The organism is Streptomyces sp. NBC_01283, assembly GCF_041435335.1.
Lineage (GTDB): Bacteria > Actinomycetota > Actinomycetes > Streptomycetales > Streptomycetaceae > Streptomyces.
In genome coordinates this window covers 5,023,245-5,038,617 of record NZ_CP108430.1, presented here as the reverse complement: position 1 = coordinate 5,038,617, position 15,373 = coordinate 5,023,245, and the positions used below count along the sequence as shown (strand labels likewise).

Annotated in this window: 15 protein-coding genes; 4 read left to right on the top strand and 11 right to left on the bottom strand. The window is 69.5% G+C overall.

What is annotated here, in order from left to right; all coding sequences use genetic code 11:
- Nucleotides 1-42: 42 nt before the first annotated feature.
- The 5 genes from cysS to OG302_RS23085 form a co-directional block, all read right to left on the bottom strand.
- On the bottom strand, nt 43-1,443 hold the full coding sequence (gene cysS / locus OG302_RS23105) for a cysteine--tRNA ligase (RefSeq protein WP_371528507.1): 1,401 nt from the start codon (nt 1,441-1,443) through the stop codon (nt 43-45).
- Nucleotides 1,444-1,555: 112 nt separating this feature from the next.
- Complete coding sequence (locus OG302_RS23100) at nt 1,556-1,960, bottom strand: PPOX class F420-dependent oxidoreductase (protein WP_361831992.1); 405 nt, start codon at nt 1,958-1,960, stop codon at nt 1,556-1,558.
- 156 nt (nt 1,961-2,116) lie between these two features.
- A complete protein-coding gene (ispF, locus tag OG302_RS23095) occupies nt 2,117-2,620 on the bottom strand; it encodes a 2-C-methyl-D-erythritol 2,4-cyclodiphosphate synthase (protein WP_371528506.1) in 504 nt (167 codons plus the stop codon).
- Nucleotides 2,610-3,338: a 2-C-methyl-D-erythritol 4-phosphate cytidylyltransferase gene (gene ispD / locus OG302_RS23090; RefSeq protein ID WP_371528505.1), complete on the bottom strand. Its 729-nt coding sequence runs from the start codon at nt 3,336-3,338 to the stop codon at nt 2,610-2,612. The genes ispF and ispD overlap by 11 nt, the downstream gene beginning before the upstream one ends.
- 290 nt (nt 3,339-3,628) lie before the next feature.
- The gene (locus tag OG302_RS23085; RefSeq protein WP_003953493.1) at nt 3,629-4,111 is read right to left on the bottom strand and encodes a CarD family transcriptional regulator; all 483 of its coding nucleotides are present in this window, start codon (nt 4,109-4,111) and stop codon (nt 3,629-3,631) included.
- Between the two features lie 638 nt (nt 4,112-4,749).
- Here OG302_RS23085 and OG302_RS23080 point away from each other — a divergent pair.
- Nucleotides 4,750-5,475: a DUF461 domain-containing protein gene (locus OG302_RS23080; protein ID WP_371528504.1), complete on the top strand. Its 726-nt coding sequence runs from the start codon at nt 4,750-4,752 to the stop codon at nt 5,473-5,475.
- Nucleotides 5,476-5,574: 99 nt separating this feature from the next.
- On the opposite strand, the gene OG302_RS23075 is transcribed toward OG302_RS23080, so the two are convergent.
- Nucleotides 5,575-6,255 (bottom strand): response regulator transcription factor, encoded by a 681-nt coding sequence (locus tag OG302_RS23075; RefSeq protein ID WP_030362171.1) that lies wholly within the window; start codon nt 6,253-6,255, stop codon nt 5,575-5,577.
- On the bottom strand, nt 6,252-7,511 hold the full coding sequence (locus tag OG302_RS23070) for an ATP-binding protein (RefSeq protein ID WP_361831984.1): 1,260 nt from the start codon (nt 7,509-7,511) through the stop codon (nt 6,252-6,254). The genes OG302_RS23075 and OG302_RS23070 overlap by 4 nt, the downstream gene beginning before the upstream one ends.
- A 283-nt stretch (nt 7,512-7,794) precedes the next feature.
- Between OG302_RS23070 and phoU the strand changes: the two genes are divergently transcribed.
- Nucleotides 7,795-8,475, top strand: a complete 681-nt coding sequence (gene phoU / locus OG302_RS23065; RefSeq protein ID WP_160510362.1) for a phosphate signaling complex protein PhoU — start codon at nt 7,795-7,797, stop codon at nt 8,473-8,475.
- Between the two features lie 78 nt (nt 8,476-8,553).
- Here phoU and OG302_RS23060 read toward each other — a convergent pair whose 3' ends face one another.
- On the bottom strand, nt 8,554-8,712 hold the full coding sequence (locus OG302_RS23060) for a hypothetical protein (protein WP_371528503.1): 159 nt from the start codon (nt 8,710-8,712) through the stop codon (nt 8,554-8,556).
- A gap of 226 nt (nt 8,713-8,938) precedes the next feature.
- Here OG302_RS23060 and OG302_RS23055 point away from each other — a divergent pair, with 226 nt between their 5' ends.
- Entirely contained in the window at nt 8,939-10,927 is a 1,989-nt protein-coding gene (locus tag OG302_RS23055) for a WD40 repeat domain-containing protein (RefSeq protein ID WP_371528502.1), read from the top strand.
- Here OG302_RS23055 and OG302_RS23050 read toward each other — a convergent pair.
- A complete protein-coding gene (locus tag OG302_RS23050) occupies nt 10,917-12,176 on the bottom strand; it encodes an MDR family MFS transporter (RefSeq protein WP_371528501.1) in 1,260 nt (419 codons plus the stop codon). The two genes, OG302_RS23055 and OG302_RS23050, sit on opposite strands and share 11 nt — an antisense overlap.
- 186 nt (nt 12,177-12,362) lie before the next feature.
- On the opposite strand from OG302_RS23050, the gene OG302_RS23045 reads away from it, so the two are divergent.
- Nucleotides 12,363-13,124: a phosphoglyceromutase gene (locus OG302_RS23045; protein ID WP_371528500.1), complete on the top strand. Its 762-nt coding sequence runs from the start codon at nt 12,363-12,365 to the stop codon at nt 13,122-13,124.
- Nucleotides 13,125-13,199: 75 nt separating this feature from the next.
- On the opposite strand, the gene OG302_RS23040 is transcribed toward OG302_RS23045, so the two are convergent.
- Both OG302_RS23040 and OG302_RS23035 read right to left on the bottom strand, forming a co-directional pair.
- Nucleotides 13,200-13,415, bottom strand: a complete 216-nt coding sequence (locus OG302_RS23040) for a hypothetical protein (RefSeq protein WP_361831970.1) — start codon at nt 13,413-13,415, stop codon at nt 13,200-13,202.
- Nucleotides 13,416-13,541: 126 nt separating this feature from the next.
- The gene (locus OG302_RS23035; RefSeq protein WP_371528499.1) at nt 13,542-15,230 is read right to left on the bottom strand and encodes a glycoside hydrolase family 55 protein; all 1,689 of its coding nucleotides are present in this window, start codon (nt 15,228-15,230) and stop codon (nt 13,542-13,544) included.
- Nucleotides 15,231-15,373 lie beyond the last annotated feature (143 nt).

Sequence of the window (15,373 nt, the reverse complement as noted above, 5' to 3'; positions counted from 1 at the left end):
TGCCGCCCGGGTCGCCGGGCGGCACATCGCGAGGTCAGACGCTCAGCGCGGGCCGAGAGTCCACCGCGGTCCGGTCGGGCCGTCCTCGATGACGAGGCCCGACTGGTTGAGCTGGTCGCGGATGGCGTCGGCGGTGGCCCAGTCCTTGCGGCCACGCGCCGCCTCCCGCTGCTGGAGCACGAGGCGTACGAGGGTGTCGACGACCCCGTGGAGGTCGTCCCCGCGGTCGCTCTCGCCGGCCCAGTGCGGGTCGAGCGGGTCGAGGCCGAGGACGCCGAGCATGGCCCGCACCTCGGCGAGGCGCTCCACCGCGGCTTCCTTGTCGTCGGCGGCCAGGGCGGAGTTCCCCTGGCGGACCGTCGTGTGCACGATGGCGAGGGCCTGCGGGACGCCCAGGTCGTCGTCCATCGCGTCGGCGAAGGCGGGCGGCACGTCGGCGGCGGGCTCCACGGCGCCGCCCGCCTTCTCCATCACGCGCTGCACGAAGCCCTCGATCCGCGCGAAGGCGGACTCCGCCTCGCGCAGGGCCTCCTCGCTGTACTCGATCATCGAGCGGTAGTGCGGGGTGCCCAGGTAGTAGCGCAGGACGATCGGGCGCCACTTCTTGACCATCTCGGACACGAGGACCGAGTTGCCGAGCGACTTCGACATCTTCTCGCCGCTCATGGTGACCCAGCCGTTGTGCACCCAGTACCGCGCGAACGCGTCGCCGAAGGCCTTGGCCTGCGCGATCTCGTTCTCGTGGTGCGGGAAGATCAGGTCGATGCCACCGCCGTGGATGTCGAACTCACGGCCGAGGTACTTGTGGGCCATCGCCGAGCACTCCAGGTGCCAGCCCGGACGGCCGCGGCCCCAGGGGGTCTCCCAGGAGGGCTCACCCTCCTTGGCGGTCTTCCACATGGCGAAGTCGCGGGAGTCGCGCTTGCCGGTCTCGCCCTCGCTCTCCGGCTGCAGCAGGTTGTCCAGCTCCTGGTTGGACAGCTGCAGATAGCCGGGGAAGGACTTCACGTCGAAGTAGACGTTGCCGTCGGACTCGTACGCGTGACCGCGCTCGATCAGGCCGCGCATCATCTCGACCATCTCGGTGATGTGGCCGGTGGCGCGCGGTTCGTAGGTGGGCGGCAGGCAGCCGAGGACGTCGTAGCCGTCGTTGAAGGCCCGCTCGTTCTCGTACCCGATCGACCACCACGGGCGGCCCTGCTCGGCCGACTTCCGGATGATCTTGTCGTCGATGTCCGTGACGTTGCGGATGAACGTGACGTCGTAGCCGCGGTGGGCGAACCAGCGGCGCATGATGTCGAAGTTCAGGCCCGACCGGATGTGCCCGATGTGCGGGGCCGCCTGCACCGTCGCGCCGCACAGGTAGATCGAGACACAACCGTCGATGAGCGGGCTGAAGTCTCGGATCTGCCGGGCGCTGGTGTCGTACAGGCGAATCGTCACCACTCCAGGGTAGTGGGCGCAGGACAGTGCCCTGCGACCTCCTGGGCCAACAGGGCACGGAACTGTGACATGCGCGGGTCCGGGAAGGACCCGAAAAGGACGCGGGGGGGCCTCAGAGGCGGCCGACGACCTTGCGCGGGGTGACGCGGACGACGACGCGGGTCCCGTCCTCGGCGGAGGACTTGTTGAACTCCGCGTACTTGAGGCCGGTGTACTTCAGCGCCAGCTCGTCGATGAGCTCCTGCCCGCCCTCGGTGGTCAGCGTCGCCTCGCCGCGGATCTCGGCGTACGTGTACGGCGCGTCGAAGGGCTGGAGCAGCACCGTCACGCGCGGGTCGCGGCGGATGTTCTTCTCCTTGCGGCGGCCGAGCGTGGTGGAGAAGAGCAGGTCGTCGCCGTCCCGCTTCACCCAGACCGGTGAGATCTGGGGGCTGCCGTCGGGCTGGATCGTGGCGACGGAGATGAAGACGGGGGTGTCGAGCAGGGCCTTGAGCTTGTCGGACAGTTCGGCGGCCATTACGGATGCCTCTCTCTCGTACGTCGATGGCTGACGTGGGGCTGCGCTGTCGAGCGGTGCTGTCGAGCTGCGCGGTGGAGCCGCTGTAGGGGTGCGTTCCCTGTATTGCTCAACGCACCCCGCCCCACCGGCATTTCATCGGCCGGCAGCAGGCCGTCAGCCGGTCCGCACGACCAGTGCCGTGGCGATCGCGGCGAGGCCCTCGGCGCGGCCGGTGAGGCCGAGCCCGTCCGTCGTCGTGCCGGACACGGCGACCGGGGCGCCCGCGGCGGCGCTCAGCGTCTTCTGCGCCTCGTCGCGCCGCTTGCCGACCTTGGGGCGTACGCCGATGACCTGGACGGCGATGTTGCCGATCTCGAAGCCTTCGGCGCGCACGATCCTGGCGGCCTCGGCGAGCAGCGTCACACCGGAGGCGCCGGACCACTCGGGCCTGCTGGTGCCGAAGTGCGCGCCGAGGTCGCCGACGCCGGCGGCGGAGAACAGGGCGTCGCAGGCTGCGTGCGCGGCGACGTCGCCGTCCGAGTGCCCGGCGAGGCCCGCGCTCTCGCCCTCCCAGAGGAGCCCGGCACACCACAGCTCGCGCCCTTCCTCGAAGGCGTGCACGTCGGTGCCGATGCCGACCTGCGGGAGCGTGACCCGCGGCTGGTGCTCAGAAGCCATCGTTGGCCCTCCTGCGGGCGAGTACGGCCTCGGCCAGGACGAGGTCGAGGGGCCGCGTGACCTTGAAGGCTTCCTCGTGGCCGGGCACGACGACGACCTGGAGGCCGAGCTGCTCGACCATGCTGGCGTCGTCCGTGACGTTGTCGGTGACCGTCGCGTGGGCGCGGACGAGGGTGTCGCGCTCGAAGCCCTGCGGGGTCTGCACGGCGCGCAGGCGGGACCGCTCGGGCGTGGCGACCACGGGCTCGGGCGTGCCGGGCGCCGCAGGCTCGACCTGCTTGACGGTGTCGGTCAGGGGCAGCGCGGGGACGACGGCGGGGGCGCCGTCGCGTACGGCCTCGATGACGCCGTCGACGGTGTCGACGGGCACCAGCGGGCGGGCCGCGTCGTGCACCAGGACGACGCCGATGCCGTCCGGCAGGGCGTCGAGGCCGAGCTTCACGGATTCCTGGCGGGTCTCGCCGCCGGGGACCACGACGAAGTCGGTGCGCTCGGGCAGTGCGTGGTCGGCCAGGAGGGACTTGACCTCGGCGGCGCCCTCCGGCGGGGCCACGACGACGACGAGCGAGACGGCGCGGGAGGCGGCCATGGCCCGTACGGCGTGGATGAGCATGGGCGTGCCGTTCAGCGCGCGGAGCGCCTTGGGGGCGCCCGGGCCGAGCCGTACGCCGCGTCCGGCGGCGGGGATCACGACCGCGGTGCGGGATTCCTCAGACATCGCTTCCGTTCAGGTTTGTGTGCTCGGGAGGGCTGGGTATGGCCTTGGGGGAGTGCCGGGCGCGAGCCTTTGACCGGACCCTTCCGTGACATCTGGTCGAGCCAGCTGCTCGCCCGGCACGCACACCTGACAGCACTGATGACAGCACCGAGCACGACGTGAGTAGGACGTAAGAATGTAGGGATCGCGTCTGGGTACGAACATGCCGCAGCGCCCGGCGACACCATTGAGGGTCAGCGGGCACCGCGGCATTCATGGCGCCAAGACGTATGCGTTACGTCAGGACGCGATCAGGACGCGAGGACCTCGTCGAGCAGGGCCTCGGCCTTGTCTTCGTTCGTGTTCTCCGCGAGGGCGAGCTCGCTCACCAGGATCTGACGAGCCTTGGCGAGCATGCGCTTCTCACCCGCGGACAGTCCGCGCTCACGCTCACGACGCCACAGGTCACGCACGACTTCCGCGACCTTGATGACATCGCCCGAAGCGAGCTTCTCGAGATTTGCCTTGTAGCGACGGGACCAGTTCGTCGGCTCTTCGGCGTACGGCGCGCGCAGTACTTCGAAGACCCGGTCGAGCCCGTCCTGACCGACCACATCACGCACGCCGACGAACTCCGCATTGTCCGCAGGCACACGTACCGTCAAGTCGCCCTGAGCGACCTTCAGCACCAAGTAGGTCTTGTCCACGCCTTTGATCTGGCGAGTCTCAATGGCCTCGATCAGCGCGGCCCCGTGATGGGGATAGACCACGGTGTCGCCAACCTTGAACGTCATGTGACAGGTACCCCTTCCGTGGCTATCCATCCTAACACGAGAATCGCCTCTTCTGAATGGCGTTTTCGCAGGTCAGGGCATATCTCGGGGCTTGACAACAGCAACAGGAACGTGCTGCGAAGGGCTTCCGGAGCGGGGTATTCGCAGGTGGGAGCGGCTCTCCGGGGAAGCGGAAACGCGCCCGTTACACCCCCTTCGAGAGCGCTCCACGAGGCTGAACGTCCCGGTTTGCCGGGTTCCGAACGGTGAACTTCCGCTACTCCGTTCGGTGACCGGAGAGACACGCGAGCCCGCGTTCGACGTAAATCCGGAATTGATCAAGCGCCCCCGGTGATCAATTTCCCGGACTTCCCCGGACCACCATGCATTCCTTACCGGAAATCCGCGGGACGGGCCGTGATGACTCTTGACGGCACTTAAGTGAATGGTGAACGAGAGGCCAATGGCGCGGGCGTGACGGCCGGGGCGTGTGCGTCGGAAGACGAGCCGCGGGAGAGAGGCTCACCACCCGTAGGGGCGGGTCGGGTGCGGTGGCGCGGGAACGGCTCGGTAACCTGAGCCCGCTGACACACGCTTAGGACGGCTTTACGGCCGTCCCACCCTCCCCTACCGCTCTCGTTCAAGGAGTTGCCGCCGCCGTGAGCCGCAGCCTTCGACGTGGCGCCATTGCCGCCACCGCCATCGCGTTCTCGCTCGCGTCGCTCGCCGCGTGCGGCGCCGGTAACAACGCCCAGACGCACGAGATCAAGCCGGACAACGCCGCGACCGCCGTCGGCGACATCAAGATCCAGAACGCCATGGTGATCACCCAGCCCGACCTGAAGTCGACGGGCCCCGCGGTGATCGCCGCCACGATCTTCAACAACGGCAGTTCCGACCAGACCCTGGACGGGATCAAGGTCAACGGAACCGGCAAGACGGCGAAGATCACGCCGGCCAAGGACGACAAGACCTCCAAGCGGGGCGGTCCGCTGACCATCCCCGCCGGCGGCTCCGTCATCATCGGCGGCAAGGACAACGCGACCGCCGTCCTGCCCAGCAGCCGCGAGGCCGTCAAGGACGGCAACGCGCAGCCGGTCACCTTCGCCTTCAGCAAGACCGGCGACGTGAAGATGAAGACCTTCGTCGTGCCGGCCGAGAGCTACTTCAAGAAGTGGGGCCCGGTCGAGGTTCCCGAGGCTCCGGACTCGAAGCCGTCGACGAAGCCCACCGGAGTGGCGAGCGGTGAGCCCCACGACGGCGCCTCCGACCCCGCGGCCGAGGGCGGCCCCGCCAGCCCCTCGGACAAGCCGTCGGGCAACGCTTCCGACGCGGCCACGGACCCGTCCGGCGCCGCTTCGGAGAACGCGGGCACCCAGCACTGACGCTGTCGCGTCGCGGACAGAAAGAGGGCGGGAACCCGGTGCCGGGTTCCCGCCCTTTCACGTGCCTGCTGGAAGCTCACGCGCCCACTGAGGGGTCGTCTACGGCTCGAACTTGTAGCCGAGGCCGCGCACCGTCACCAGGTAGCGCGGGGCCCCCGGGTCGGGCTCGATCTTGGCGCGCAGGCGCTTGACGTGGACGTCGAGGGTCTTGGTGTCCCCCACGTAGTCCGCGCCCCAGACGCGGTCGATGAGCTGCATGCGGGTCAGGACGCGGCCCGCGTTGCGCAGGAGCATCTCCAGGAGGTCGAACTCCTTGAGGGGCAGGTCGACCTTGGAGCCGGAGACCGTGACGACGTGGCGGTCCACGTCCATGCGGACCGGGCCCGCCTCCAGGGCCTGCGGTGCGACCTCCTCGGGCTCGCCGCGGCGGCGCAGGACCGCACGGATGCGGGCCACGAGTTCGCGCGAGGAGAAGGGCTTGGTGACGTAGTCGTCGGCTCCTATTTCGAGGCCGACCACCTTGTCGATCTCGCTGTCCTTGGCGGTGACCATGATCACCGGGACGTTGGAGCGGCTGCGCAGCTGGCGGCAGACCTCCGTGCCGGGCAGGCCCGGCAGCATCAGGTCGAGCAGGACGAGGTCGGCGCCGTTGCGCTCGAACTCGTCGAGTCCGTCGGGCCCGGTGGCCGCGATGGCGACCTCGAAGCCCTCTTTGCGGAGCATGTAGGACAGGGCGTCGCTGAAGGATTCCTCGTCCTCGACGACGAGCACTCGGGTCACGGAAGGACCTCCGGGGCAGGAATGGGTTCGTACGCAGTGATCTCGTCGGGCCGTGCGGTGCCGGCTTCACTGCCGTCTCCGCCGTGACCGGGTCCGCGGTCGCGGGTCGCGGCTGCTTCGGGCAGCCGCAGGGTGAAGGTGGAGCCCTGTCCCTCGGAGCTCCACACGGTGACCTCCCCGCCGTGCGAGGCGGCCACGTGTTTGACGATGGCGAGGCCGAGGCCGGTGCCGCCGGTGGCCCGGGAGCGGGCCGGGTCCACGCGGTAGAAGCGCTCGAAGATGCGCTCCTTGTCCTTGTCCGAGATGCCGATCCCCTGGTCGGTGACCGCCACCTCGATGAAGTCTCCGCCCGGTGCGTTGACCCGGCGGGCGGCGATGCCCACCCGGGTGCGTGCGGGCGAGTAGTTCACGGCGTTCTCGACGAGGTTGCCGAGGGCCGCCGCGAGCTGGCCGCGGTTGCCCCATATCTGCAGGTCGGCGGTGCCGCCCGCGGCCATGGTGATCTGCTTGTGCGAGGCCTGGTGACGGCTGCGGTCGATCGCCTCCGCCACCAGTTCGTCGACACGGACGGGTTCGGCGTCCTCAAGGGGGTCGTCGTTCTGGACCCGGGAGAGGTCGATGAGCTCCTGGACGAGGCTGGTCAGGCGGGTCGCCTCGATCTGCATGCGGCCCGCGAAGCGCTCGACGGCCTCGGGGTCGTCCGAGGCGTCCATGACGGCCTCGGAGAGCAGGGAGAGCGCCCCTACCGGGGTCTTGAGCTCATGGCTCACGTTCGCGACGAAGTCGCGTCGTACGGCCTCGATGCGGCGGGCCTCGGTGAGGTCCTCCACGAGGAGCAGGACCAGGCGGGAGCCGAGGGGCGCCACGCGGGCGGAGACGGCCAGGGCCTCGCCCCGGCCGGTGCCGCGGCGTGGCAGGTCGAGCTCGACCTGGCGTATCTCGCCGTCGCGGCGGGTGTCGCGCGCCATCTGGAGCATGGGCTCCACGGCGAGCTTGCCGCCGCGGACCAGGCCGAGGGCGTACGCGGCCGAGCTGGCCTTGACGACGCTGTCCGCCTCGTCGAGTACGACGGCCGACGAGCGGAGCACGGAGAGAACCGTGTCGACGCCCGGCGGCAGTACGGGGTCTGTGTGCAGGGAGGTCCGGGTGGGGCGTTTCAGGTCGCGCTCGCTCCAGCGGAACGCCAGCATGGCGATGACACCGGTGCACACCCCGGCGATCGCTGCCGCTGCGGCGACCGCCGCGTTCACGTCCATGCCCCCAGGTTATGCGCCGGACGAGCGCCTGCCCCAGCCATCCGGGTGCCCGCTCGAACACTCGTCGCCCAGAGTTCACCGAGGGGACGGTGTTGGTTCACTTCGGCCGAACGGGTTGCCCGGGCCCGTGCGGGTGCGGCTCCGGGTGGCGCACCACGCGTCGCCCACAGTTCACCTCGGTGACAGGGGCGGTTCATTCGGGATGTCGGAAACGGACGCGTGGGACCCGCACCGTGGGAGCGTGGGGGTCACCCCCCGGGACGTACTAGAGAGGGACATCCACATGCGGGACGCGTACCACGAGGAACTTGACTCGATCGGCGAAGGCCTGGTCGAGATGGCCCGCCTCGTCGGGTCCGCGATCGGGCGCGCCACCACGGCCATGCTCGACGCCGACCTGAAGATGGCGGAGAGCGTGATCGCCGCCGACCAGAAGGTCGACGATCTGCAGCACGAGCTGGAGGCGCGCGCGATAGCCCTCCTCGCACGGCAGCAGCCGGTCGCCACCGACCTGCGCATCGTCGTCACCTCGCTGCGGATGAGCGCCGACCTGGAGCGCTCGGGCGACCTCGCCCAGCACGTCGGCAAGCTGACCCGCCTGCGCTTCCCGGCGTCGGCCGTTCCGCAGGATCTGCACGCGACGATCCTGGAGATGGGGCAGCTCGCGCAGCGGCTGATGGCCAAGGCCGCGGAGGTCATCATCACGAAGGACGTCGACCTGGCGCTCCAGCTGGAGCAGGACGACGACGAGATGGACCTGCTGCACCGGACGCTCTTCCAGCACCTGATGGACGACCGCTGGAAGCACGGCATCGAGACGGCCGTGGACGTGACGCTGCTCGGCCGCTACTACGAGCGGTTCGCGGACCACGCCGTATCGGTCGCGAAGCGGGTCGTCTACCTGGTGACCGGCGAGCACGCGGACGAGATGCAGCAGACGGGGACGCCGGTGGAGGGCGCCTGAGCCTGTTCCGTACGCAAGGAATGTGCCCCGCACCGGTGGTGCGGGGCACATTCCTGTTCTGGGCGGGCTCTGGGTACGTCAGCCGCAGCCGCCACCGCACTGGCACGGTCCGCCCGACTGGCAGCCGCAGCTGCAGCCCGGGCCGCAGCTGCAGGAGCCAAGGAGCACGAGCGCGGGCAGGCCCGGCGTGGCGGCCGCCTGCACGGGGACGGGTTCGGTCATGGGGGACTCGGCCATGGGTCTCCTCCTCGAAGGCGTACTGCCTGATGCCCCTTCCATGCCCACAGGAAGGGGCGCACCAACGGCGCACACGCGCGTGCGGCGGACCCGTCGCGTCGGGAGACCACCCACGCAACTCCCTCCACAACCTCCACTCAAATGCCTTACTGTGATGGCGCTGTAACGGATGGTTCGAAGCTCAGGTTCCTGACCTGGGTTCTTCTTATGTGGGGGGTCACATACCGTGCGTACGCGCACCATCGCGACCGCGACAGCACTCGCGGTCCTCTTCAGTTCGGCGGCCCTGGTCGCGGTGGCGTCCGGACCCGCCGCAGCGGACTCGGCGAAACTCCTGGACGTGAAGTCGGCGGCCGACGTACTCGTGGACGGGGCGCACCAGCGCGTCTACGTCTCCGACCCGGTCGAGGGCAAGATCGTCGTCACGGACTACACGGGCGCCGTCAAGGCGACCCTGGACGGGCTGCCGGACGTCGACGGCCTGGCGCTCTCGCCCGACTCCGGCCAGGTGTACGCGGCGGTCGCCGGGCTCGACCGGATCGTCTCCGTGGACACGTCCTCGTACACCCAGAGCGCCAGCTACAAGCTCGACGGCGCGGAGAGGCCGCGCACGCTGGCGATGGCGAGCGGCAAGTTGTGGTTCGGCTACGGGCCCGATACCGAGGGGGGCATCGGCTCGCTCGACCTCTCCGGCGGTGGGCCGGTCGTCGCGCTCGGCCAGGACGGCGACGCGAGTTTCTCCGCCGCGCCCGAACTGGGGTCCGACCCGGACTCGGGGATCCTCGTGGCCGGTGAGAAGGAGACGAGCAACGACTCCCTGACGGTGTACGACGTGTCGGGGCCGAAGCCGGAGCTGCGCGTCACCAAGTCGGTGGAGGGCGGCTTCTTCGACGACATCGCGGTCTCCCCCGACGGGACCCAGATCGTCACGGCGAGCGGCTCCCCGTACTACCACCCGGTGTACTCCACGGAGGATCTCTCCCCGCTGGGCCGCTACAACTCGGGGAGCTACGGCTCCGCCGTGGACATCGCCCCGGACGGCACCGTGGCGGCGGGCACCTTCTCCTGGTACGGGCCCGACGTGCACATCTACCAGCAGGGCAAGTGGTCCAAGGTGCGGGAGTACGAGTTCCCGAACACCAGTGGCAGCAGCGGCGGCGACACCCTGGTCGACGGCGGCCTCGCCTGGGCCCCGGACGGCAGCCGCCTCTTCGCGGTCTCCGACAACGGCAACGGCGCGTTCTCGCTGCGGGTGCTGACCGAGCCGGGCAAGTCGCTGCCCGCGCTCACGGTCGCCGCGCCCGAGGAGGCGACGCGGGCCAGGTCCCTCACCGTCACCGGCACGCTCACGGACACGGCGCCGCTGCCCGCCGGGACCGAACTGTCCGTGACGCGCACGGACATCGAGTCCCCCGACGGCAAGAAGCTGCCCGCGGTGAAGACCGGGGCGGACGGTTCCTTCTCCCTCACCGACACCCCGCCCGCGGGCGGCAAGGTGACGTACAAGGTCGCCTACGCGGGCGACTCCACGCACGCCGCGGCCTCCGCGTCGGACACGGTGGAGGTCTCGCGGAGCACGCCGAAACTGACCCTGAACAAGAACGGCAACGTCTACTCCTACGGCGCGGACGTCTCCTTCACGGCGCACCTCGGCACCACGTACAAGAACCGCACCGTCGAGATCTGGGCCGATCCCTACGGCTCCGACAAGCCCGACAAGCTCGTCAAGAAGGGCGTCGTGAACGCCCGCGGGGACCTGTCGGCCACCGTCGACATGAAGCGCGACACGAAGCTCACCGCGGTCTTCGCGGGCGACGCCCGTTACGCGTCCAAGAAGGCCACGTCGACGGCGTACGCCAAGGTGAAGGTCTCCACCTCCGTCTCCAAGCACTACAAGACGGGCACGATCGGCTCCACGAAGTACTACTACTTCCACAAGAACACCGACCCGGTCCTGACCACGACGATGTCGTACTACAAGGGCCGCGAGCACCGTTTCGAGCTGCAGGTGCGTGTGGACGGCACGTGGCGGTCCGGGGGCGCGAACGAGTACTACCGGCTCAACGCCGACGGCACGTCCACCGTGCGCCTGGAGGCTCCCGGCCAGTCGGGCGTCAGGGCCCGTATCCGCGCGTCGTACGTCAACGGGACCTCGGGCGACAACGTGAACTCGACGACGCACGGGGCCTGGAGGTACCTGAACTTCACGCGGTAGAGCGGGCGGCAGGGACGGTCGCCGTCTCTGCCGTCAGCGCCGTCTCCTCGGCGGGCAGCCCCCTCATCAGCGACCAGTAGCCGACGGCGGCGACCGTGCCGATGACCGCGCAGGTGCCCCAGAGCCACTGGGCTCCGAAGCGGTCGATGACGAAGCCGGACATCAGCGGGGCGACGAGCGCGGCGACGGCCCAGGACAGGGTGTACATACCCTGGTAGCGGCCCCTGCCGTGGAGCGGGGAGAGCCGTACGACGAGGCCGGTCTGCGTCGGGGCGTTCACGATCTCGGCGAGGGTCCAGACGCACACGGTGAGGGCGAAGACGCCGATGGACCCGGCGAAGGCGGTGAGCCCGAAGCCGTAGCCCGCGAGCAGGGCGGAGATGATCAACAGCCGCTGCGGGTCCCGGTGTTCGATGAAGCGCGTGACGGGAATCTGCAGAGCGACGATCAGCACTCCGTTGACGGCGATGGCCACCCCGTAGTCGGCGGCGGTGAATCCGGCCTCGCCCATGGCGACGGGCAGTCCCACGGAGCCCTGCTGGAAGATCAGCGCGATGAGGAAGGACAGGCCGACGACGCCCATGAAGCGTCCGTCGCGCAGAACGGTCCCGAGGCCGACGTCCGGTTCCGACGCCTTCTCCAGGGCGGTCCGCACGGGCCTGGACTCCGGCAGCTTCGCGAAGACGACGATGGCGCAGACCATGGTCATGGCGGCTTCGATGAGGAATCCGGCGAGGTAGCTGAACTCGGCGATGAAGCCGGCGCCCGCGGACGAGATCGCGAAGCCGAGGTTGATGGCCCAGTAGTTGAGGGAGAAGGCCCGCACCCGGTCCTCGGGGCGGACGATGTCGGCCATCATCGCCTGGACGGCGGGCCGGGAGGCGTTGCTGGCCATGCCGACGAGGAAGGCGACGGCGGCGATGGCCAGGGGGTCCTTCATGAAGCCGAGGAGGGTGACGGAGAGGGCGGTGGAGGCCTGGGCGATGAGGAGGGTGGGGCGCCGCCCGAGCCGGTCGGTCATGACGCCCGCGCCGAGCGAGGAGACGACGCCGCCGAGTCCGTGCAGGGCGGCGACCAGACCGGCGTAGGTCGCGGAGTAGCCGCGGTCGAGGGTCAGATAGAGCGCCATGAAGGTGGCCACGAAGGCGCCGAGGCGGTTGACCAGGGTGCTGGTCCACAGCCACCAGAACTCGCGGGGAAGACCGGAGACGGACTCCTTGGCGGCACGTCTCAGGGCGGCGAGTGGCATCGGGGTCCCCCACAGGATCAGGCAAGTATGTAAGTGTCGCCAGCGACAAGCGAACATTACGACCGACGATCCGGGAAGAGCCAGTGGATTAGCAGAACCCGTCAACTGTGGCCCGGCCCGTCGACGTGCTGTCCGGGCTACGGGCGGACGCGCGGGGCACCCGGCGGTTCGATTACGCTCAGGGGCATGGCCGACGCACCGTACAAGCTGATCCTCCTCCGTCACGGCGAGAGCGAGTGGAACGCGAAGAACCTGTTCACCGGCTGGGTGGACGTCAATCTCAACGAGAAGGGCGAGAAGGAGGCGGTCCGCGGCGGTGAGCTGCTCAAGGACGCCGGTCTGCTCCCCGACGTGGTCCACACGTCGCTCCAGAAGCGCGCGATCCGCACGGCCCAGCTGGCGCTGGAGTCCGCCGACCGCCACTGGATCCCGGTCCACCGCAGTTGGCGCCTGAACGAGCGCCACTACGGAGCCCTTCAGGGCAAGGACAAGGCGCAGACGCTCGCCGAGTTCGGCGAGGAGCAGTTCATGCTCTGGCGCCGCTCGTACGACACCCCGCCGCCGGCGCTGGACCGCGAGGCGGAGTACTCGCAGTTCTCCGACCCCCGCTACGCGACGCTCCCGCCGGAGCTGCGCCCGCAGACGGAGTGCCTCAAGGACGTCGTCGTCCGCATGCTCCCGTACTGGTTCGACGGCATCGTCCCCGACCTCCTCACGGGCAAGACGGTCCTGGTGGCGGCCCACGGCAACTCGCTGCGCGCCCTGGTCAAGCACCTGGACGGCATCTCGGACGAGGACATCGCGGGCCTGAACATCCCGACGGGCATCCCGCTGGCCTACGAACTGGACGCGGACTTCAAGCCCGTGAAGCGGGGCGGCACGTACCTGGACCCGGACGCGGCCGCGGCGGCGATCGAGGCGGTCAAGAACCAGGGCAAGAAGAAGTAGGCACAGGCACCACGGCTGACGCCGACGTGCTTCGGGCCCCCTGCCTGCGGGTCATCCGCCGGCAGGGGGCTCTTGTCATGGGGTGCCCGCGTCTGTGATGCCCTCGGCGAGTTCTCCCACCGCGTTCAGGATCCACTGGCCGAAGGCCGTCGGGGCGATCAGGACGCCGAAGACCAGGACTATGACCACCGTCAGCTGTTCGTCGGTTCGTTTGCGGGCCTGTGTGCGTCTCCGTAGGCGCACGATGATGATGACCGCCAGCAGAACCGCAAGGTTGATCGTCAGTACCACTGGCCAGTCCCCCCATCAGGCAAGAACGTCCCAGCTCTCTTGTGTAGACCGAACCGCGTGATGGGGGCACCCAGTTGGGTGGGGTTGGCGGCAAAGCGTCTGTTCGGGGCCGGATCGGTGGACTTGTCAGGGGCGCAGGTCCCGTTGTGCCTCGTGCAGGTTTCGGGGGTGCACCTTGTTCGTCGTCCCATAGAGCTCGATGCGGGAGTGCAGGTCTCCGGAGAAGTCCGGTACGTCGATCTGGTCGAACTCGCGGACCTCGTTGATGCCCACCGTGGCGCTGTAGGGGGCCAGGCCGTCGATCTTCGTCAGGCCCGCCCGCTCGTTGGTGACGCGGATGTTCCAGTGCGTGAAGCGGGCGCCGAAGAGCGGGCCCGCGCTCGCGTCTCCCCCGTGGCGGCCGTTGTTCTCGATCGTGATGTCCGTGCGGACGTTCGCGAACGGCATGCCCCTGTGGCTGTCGAACGTGCCCATCCGCATGGTGCCCCGCGACCAGACGTTGTAGGAGGACAGACCCTCCACGTTGATGCCGTGGAGCTGGGTGCCCGACGGCGCCGGGACCGTGCGCTCGTCGATCGTGAAGTCCTCCACGAGGTTGTCGTGCGAGCCCTCCCGGCAGAAGTACGGGTGGTGTGCGCCCCGGCCGGCGACCCGCGTGCGGCGCAGGGTGCACGCCGATGCGCTGACCAGGCCGAAGCCGTTGTCCACGTGGCGCACCACGATGTCGTCCGCCCAACAGTCGTACGCACACTGGAACGTGACCCCGTTGTACCCCTTGTCCAGGAGGTGCGGGGATTGCGGCGTCTCCACCGCCGCCAGGGTGAGCCCTTCGACTCCCGCGCCCGTCAGCGCCTTTACGTGTGTCGTCAGGCGCGGGTCCCATTCCGGGCGTACGTCCAAGGGGAGGGGGCGTTCCAGGGTGATCGTGCCCCGCATTGTGCTCTTCGCCGCGCTCTTCTTTACTGACGTGATGCGTACCGGCCACTCGTACGGGACGTACGACGTCAGTTTCGTCTTGTCGTCCCACGTGTACGCCTCGGCGCCCGCGCCGCCGCCCGCCATGTGCTCCAGGAGCGTGTGGTCCGCGTCATCCGCCAGGCGTAGGAGCACCAGGTCGCCCTTGTGGAGGTGCGTGGTGTCCCGCACCTCCAGGGTGCGGTCGCCCCGGGTCGCGGGGTGCACGGGCGTGAGGGTCCGCCACTCGTCCCGCTTGTTGCCCGTCCAGCCCTCGAAGGGCCAGGCCTTCGCCTTGATGGCCGTCGTCAGCGACTCCCAACGGGGCTGCGGGCAGAGCCAGATGAGGCCGCCCGCCCAGGACCAGCTGGACTTGTCGCCGCCGTAGCGGGAGCCGTACGGGCCGATCAGTTCCGTGAGGTTCTTCGTCGCGCGGAGGGTGGTGCGCGAACTGCCCGCACCCCTCAGCACCACGTTGTCGTGCGCGATGCGGATGATGCCGTCGATGCGGTACTCGCCGGGCGGGACGACGACCGTGCCGCCGCCCCTCCTTCCGGCTTCGGCCAGGGCCCGGTTGATCGCCGGGGCCGCGTCCCGCGTGCCGTCCGGCACCGCTCCGTAGTCCCTGACGTTCACGACCACCTTGCGGCGCGGCAGACGGCGGGTGCCGGAGAAGGCGCCCGCGCGGGCTATGTAGGGGACTTGGGGGTGCGTGTACGGGGTGGCCCTGAACTCCCGCCAGAGGGCGGGGGTCTCGGTTTCAGCGGGGACGGGCTTCGCCCACGCCGTCCCGCCGGTCGCGGCCACCGCCGCCACGGCTATCGCCCCGCCGAGTACGCCACGTCTGCTGGGGTGTTCCATGCCCGCCGCCACCTTCCATGGATGTGAACGCCATTCATGTCTGCGATGGGCGTGAGCATGCCACGGCCATCCACGGCGGGGAAGGTGTCCTGCATGGCCCGCTTGAGGCTGCGGTCTCCGTGCCGCAGTCCTGGTGCCGCCGG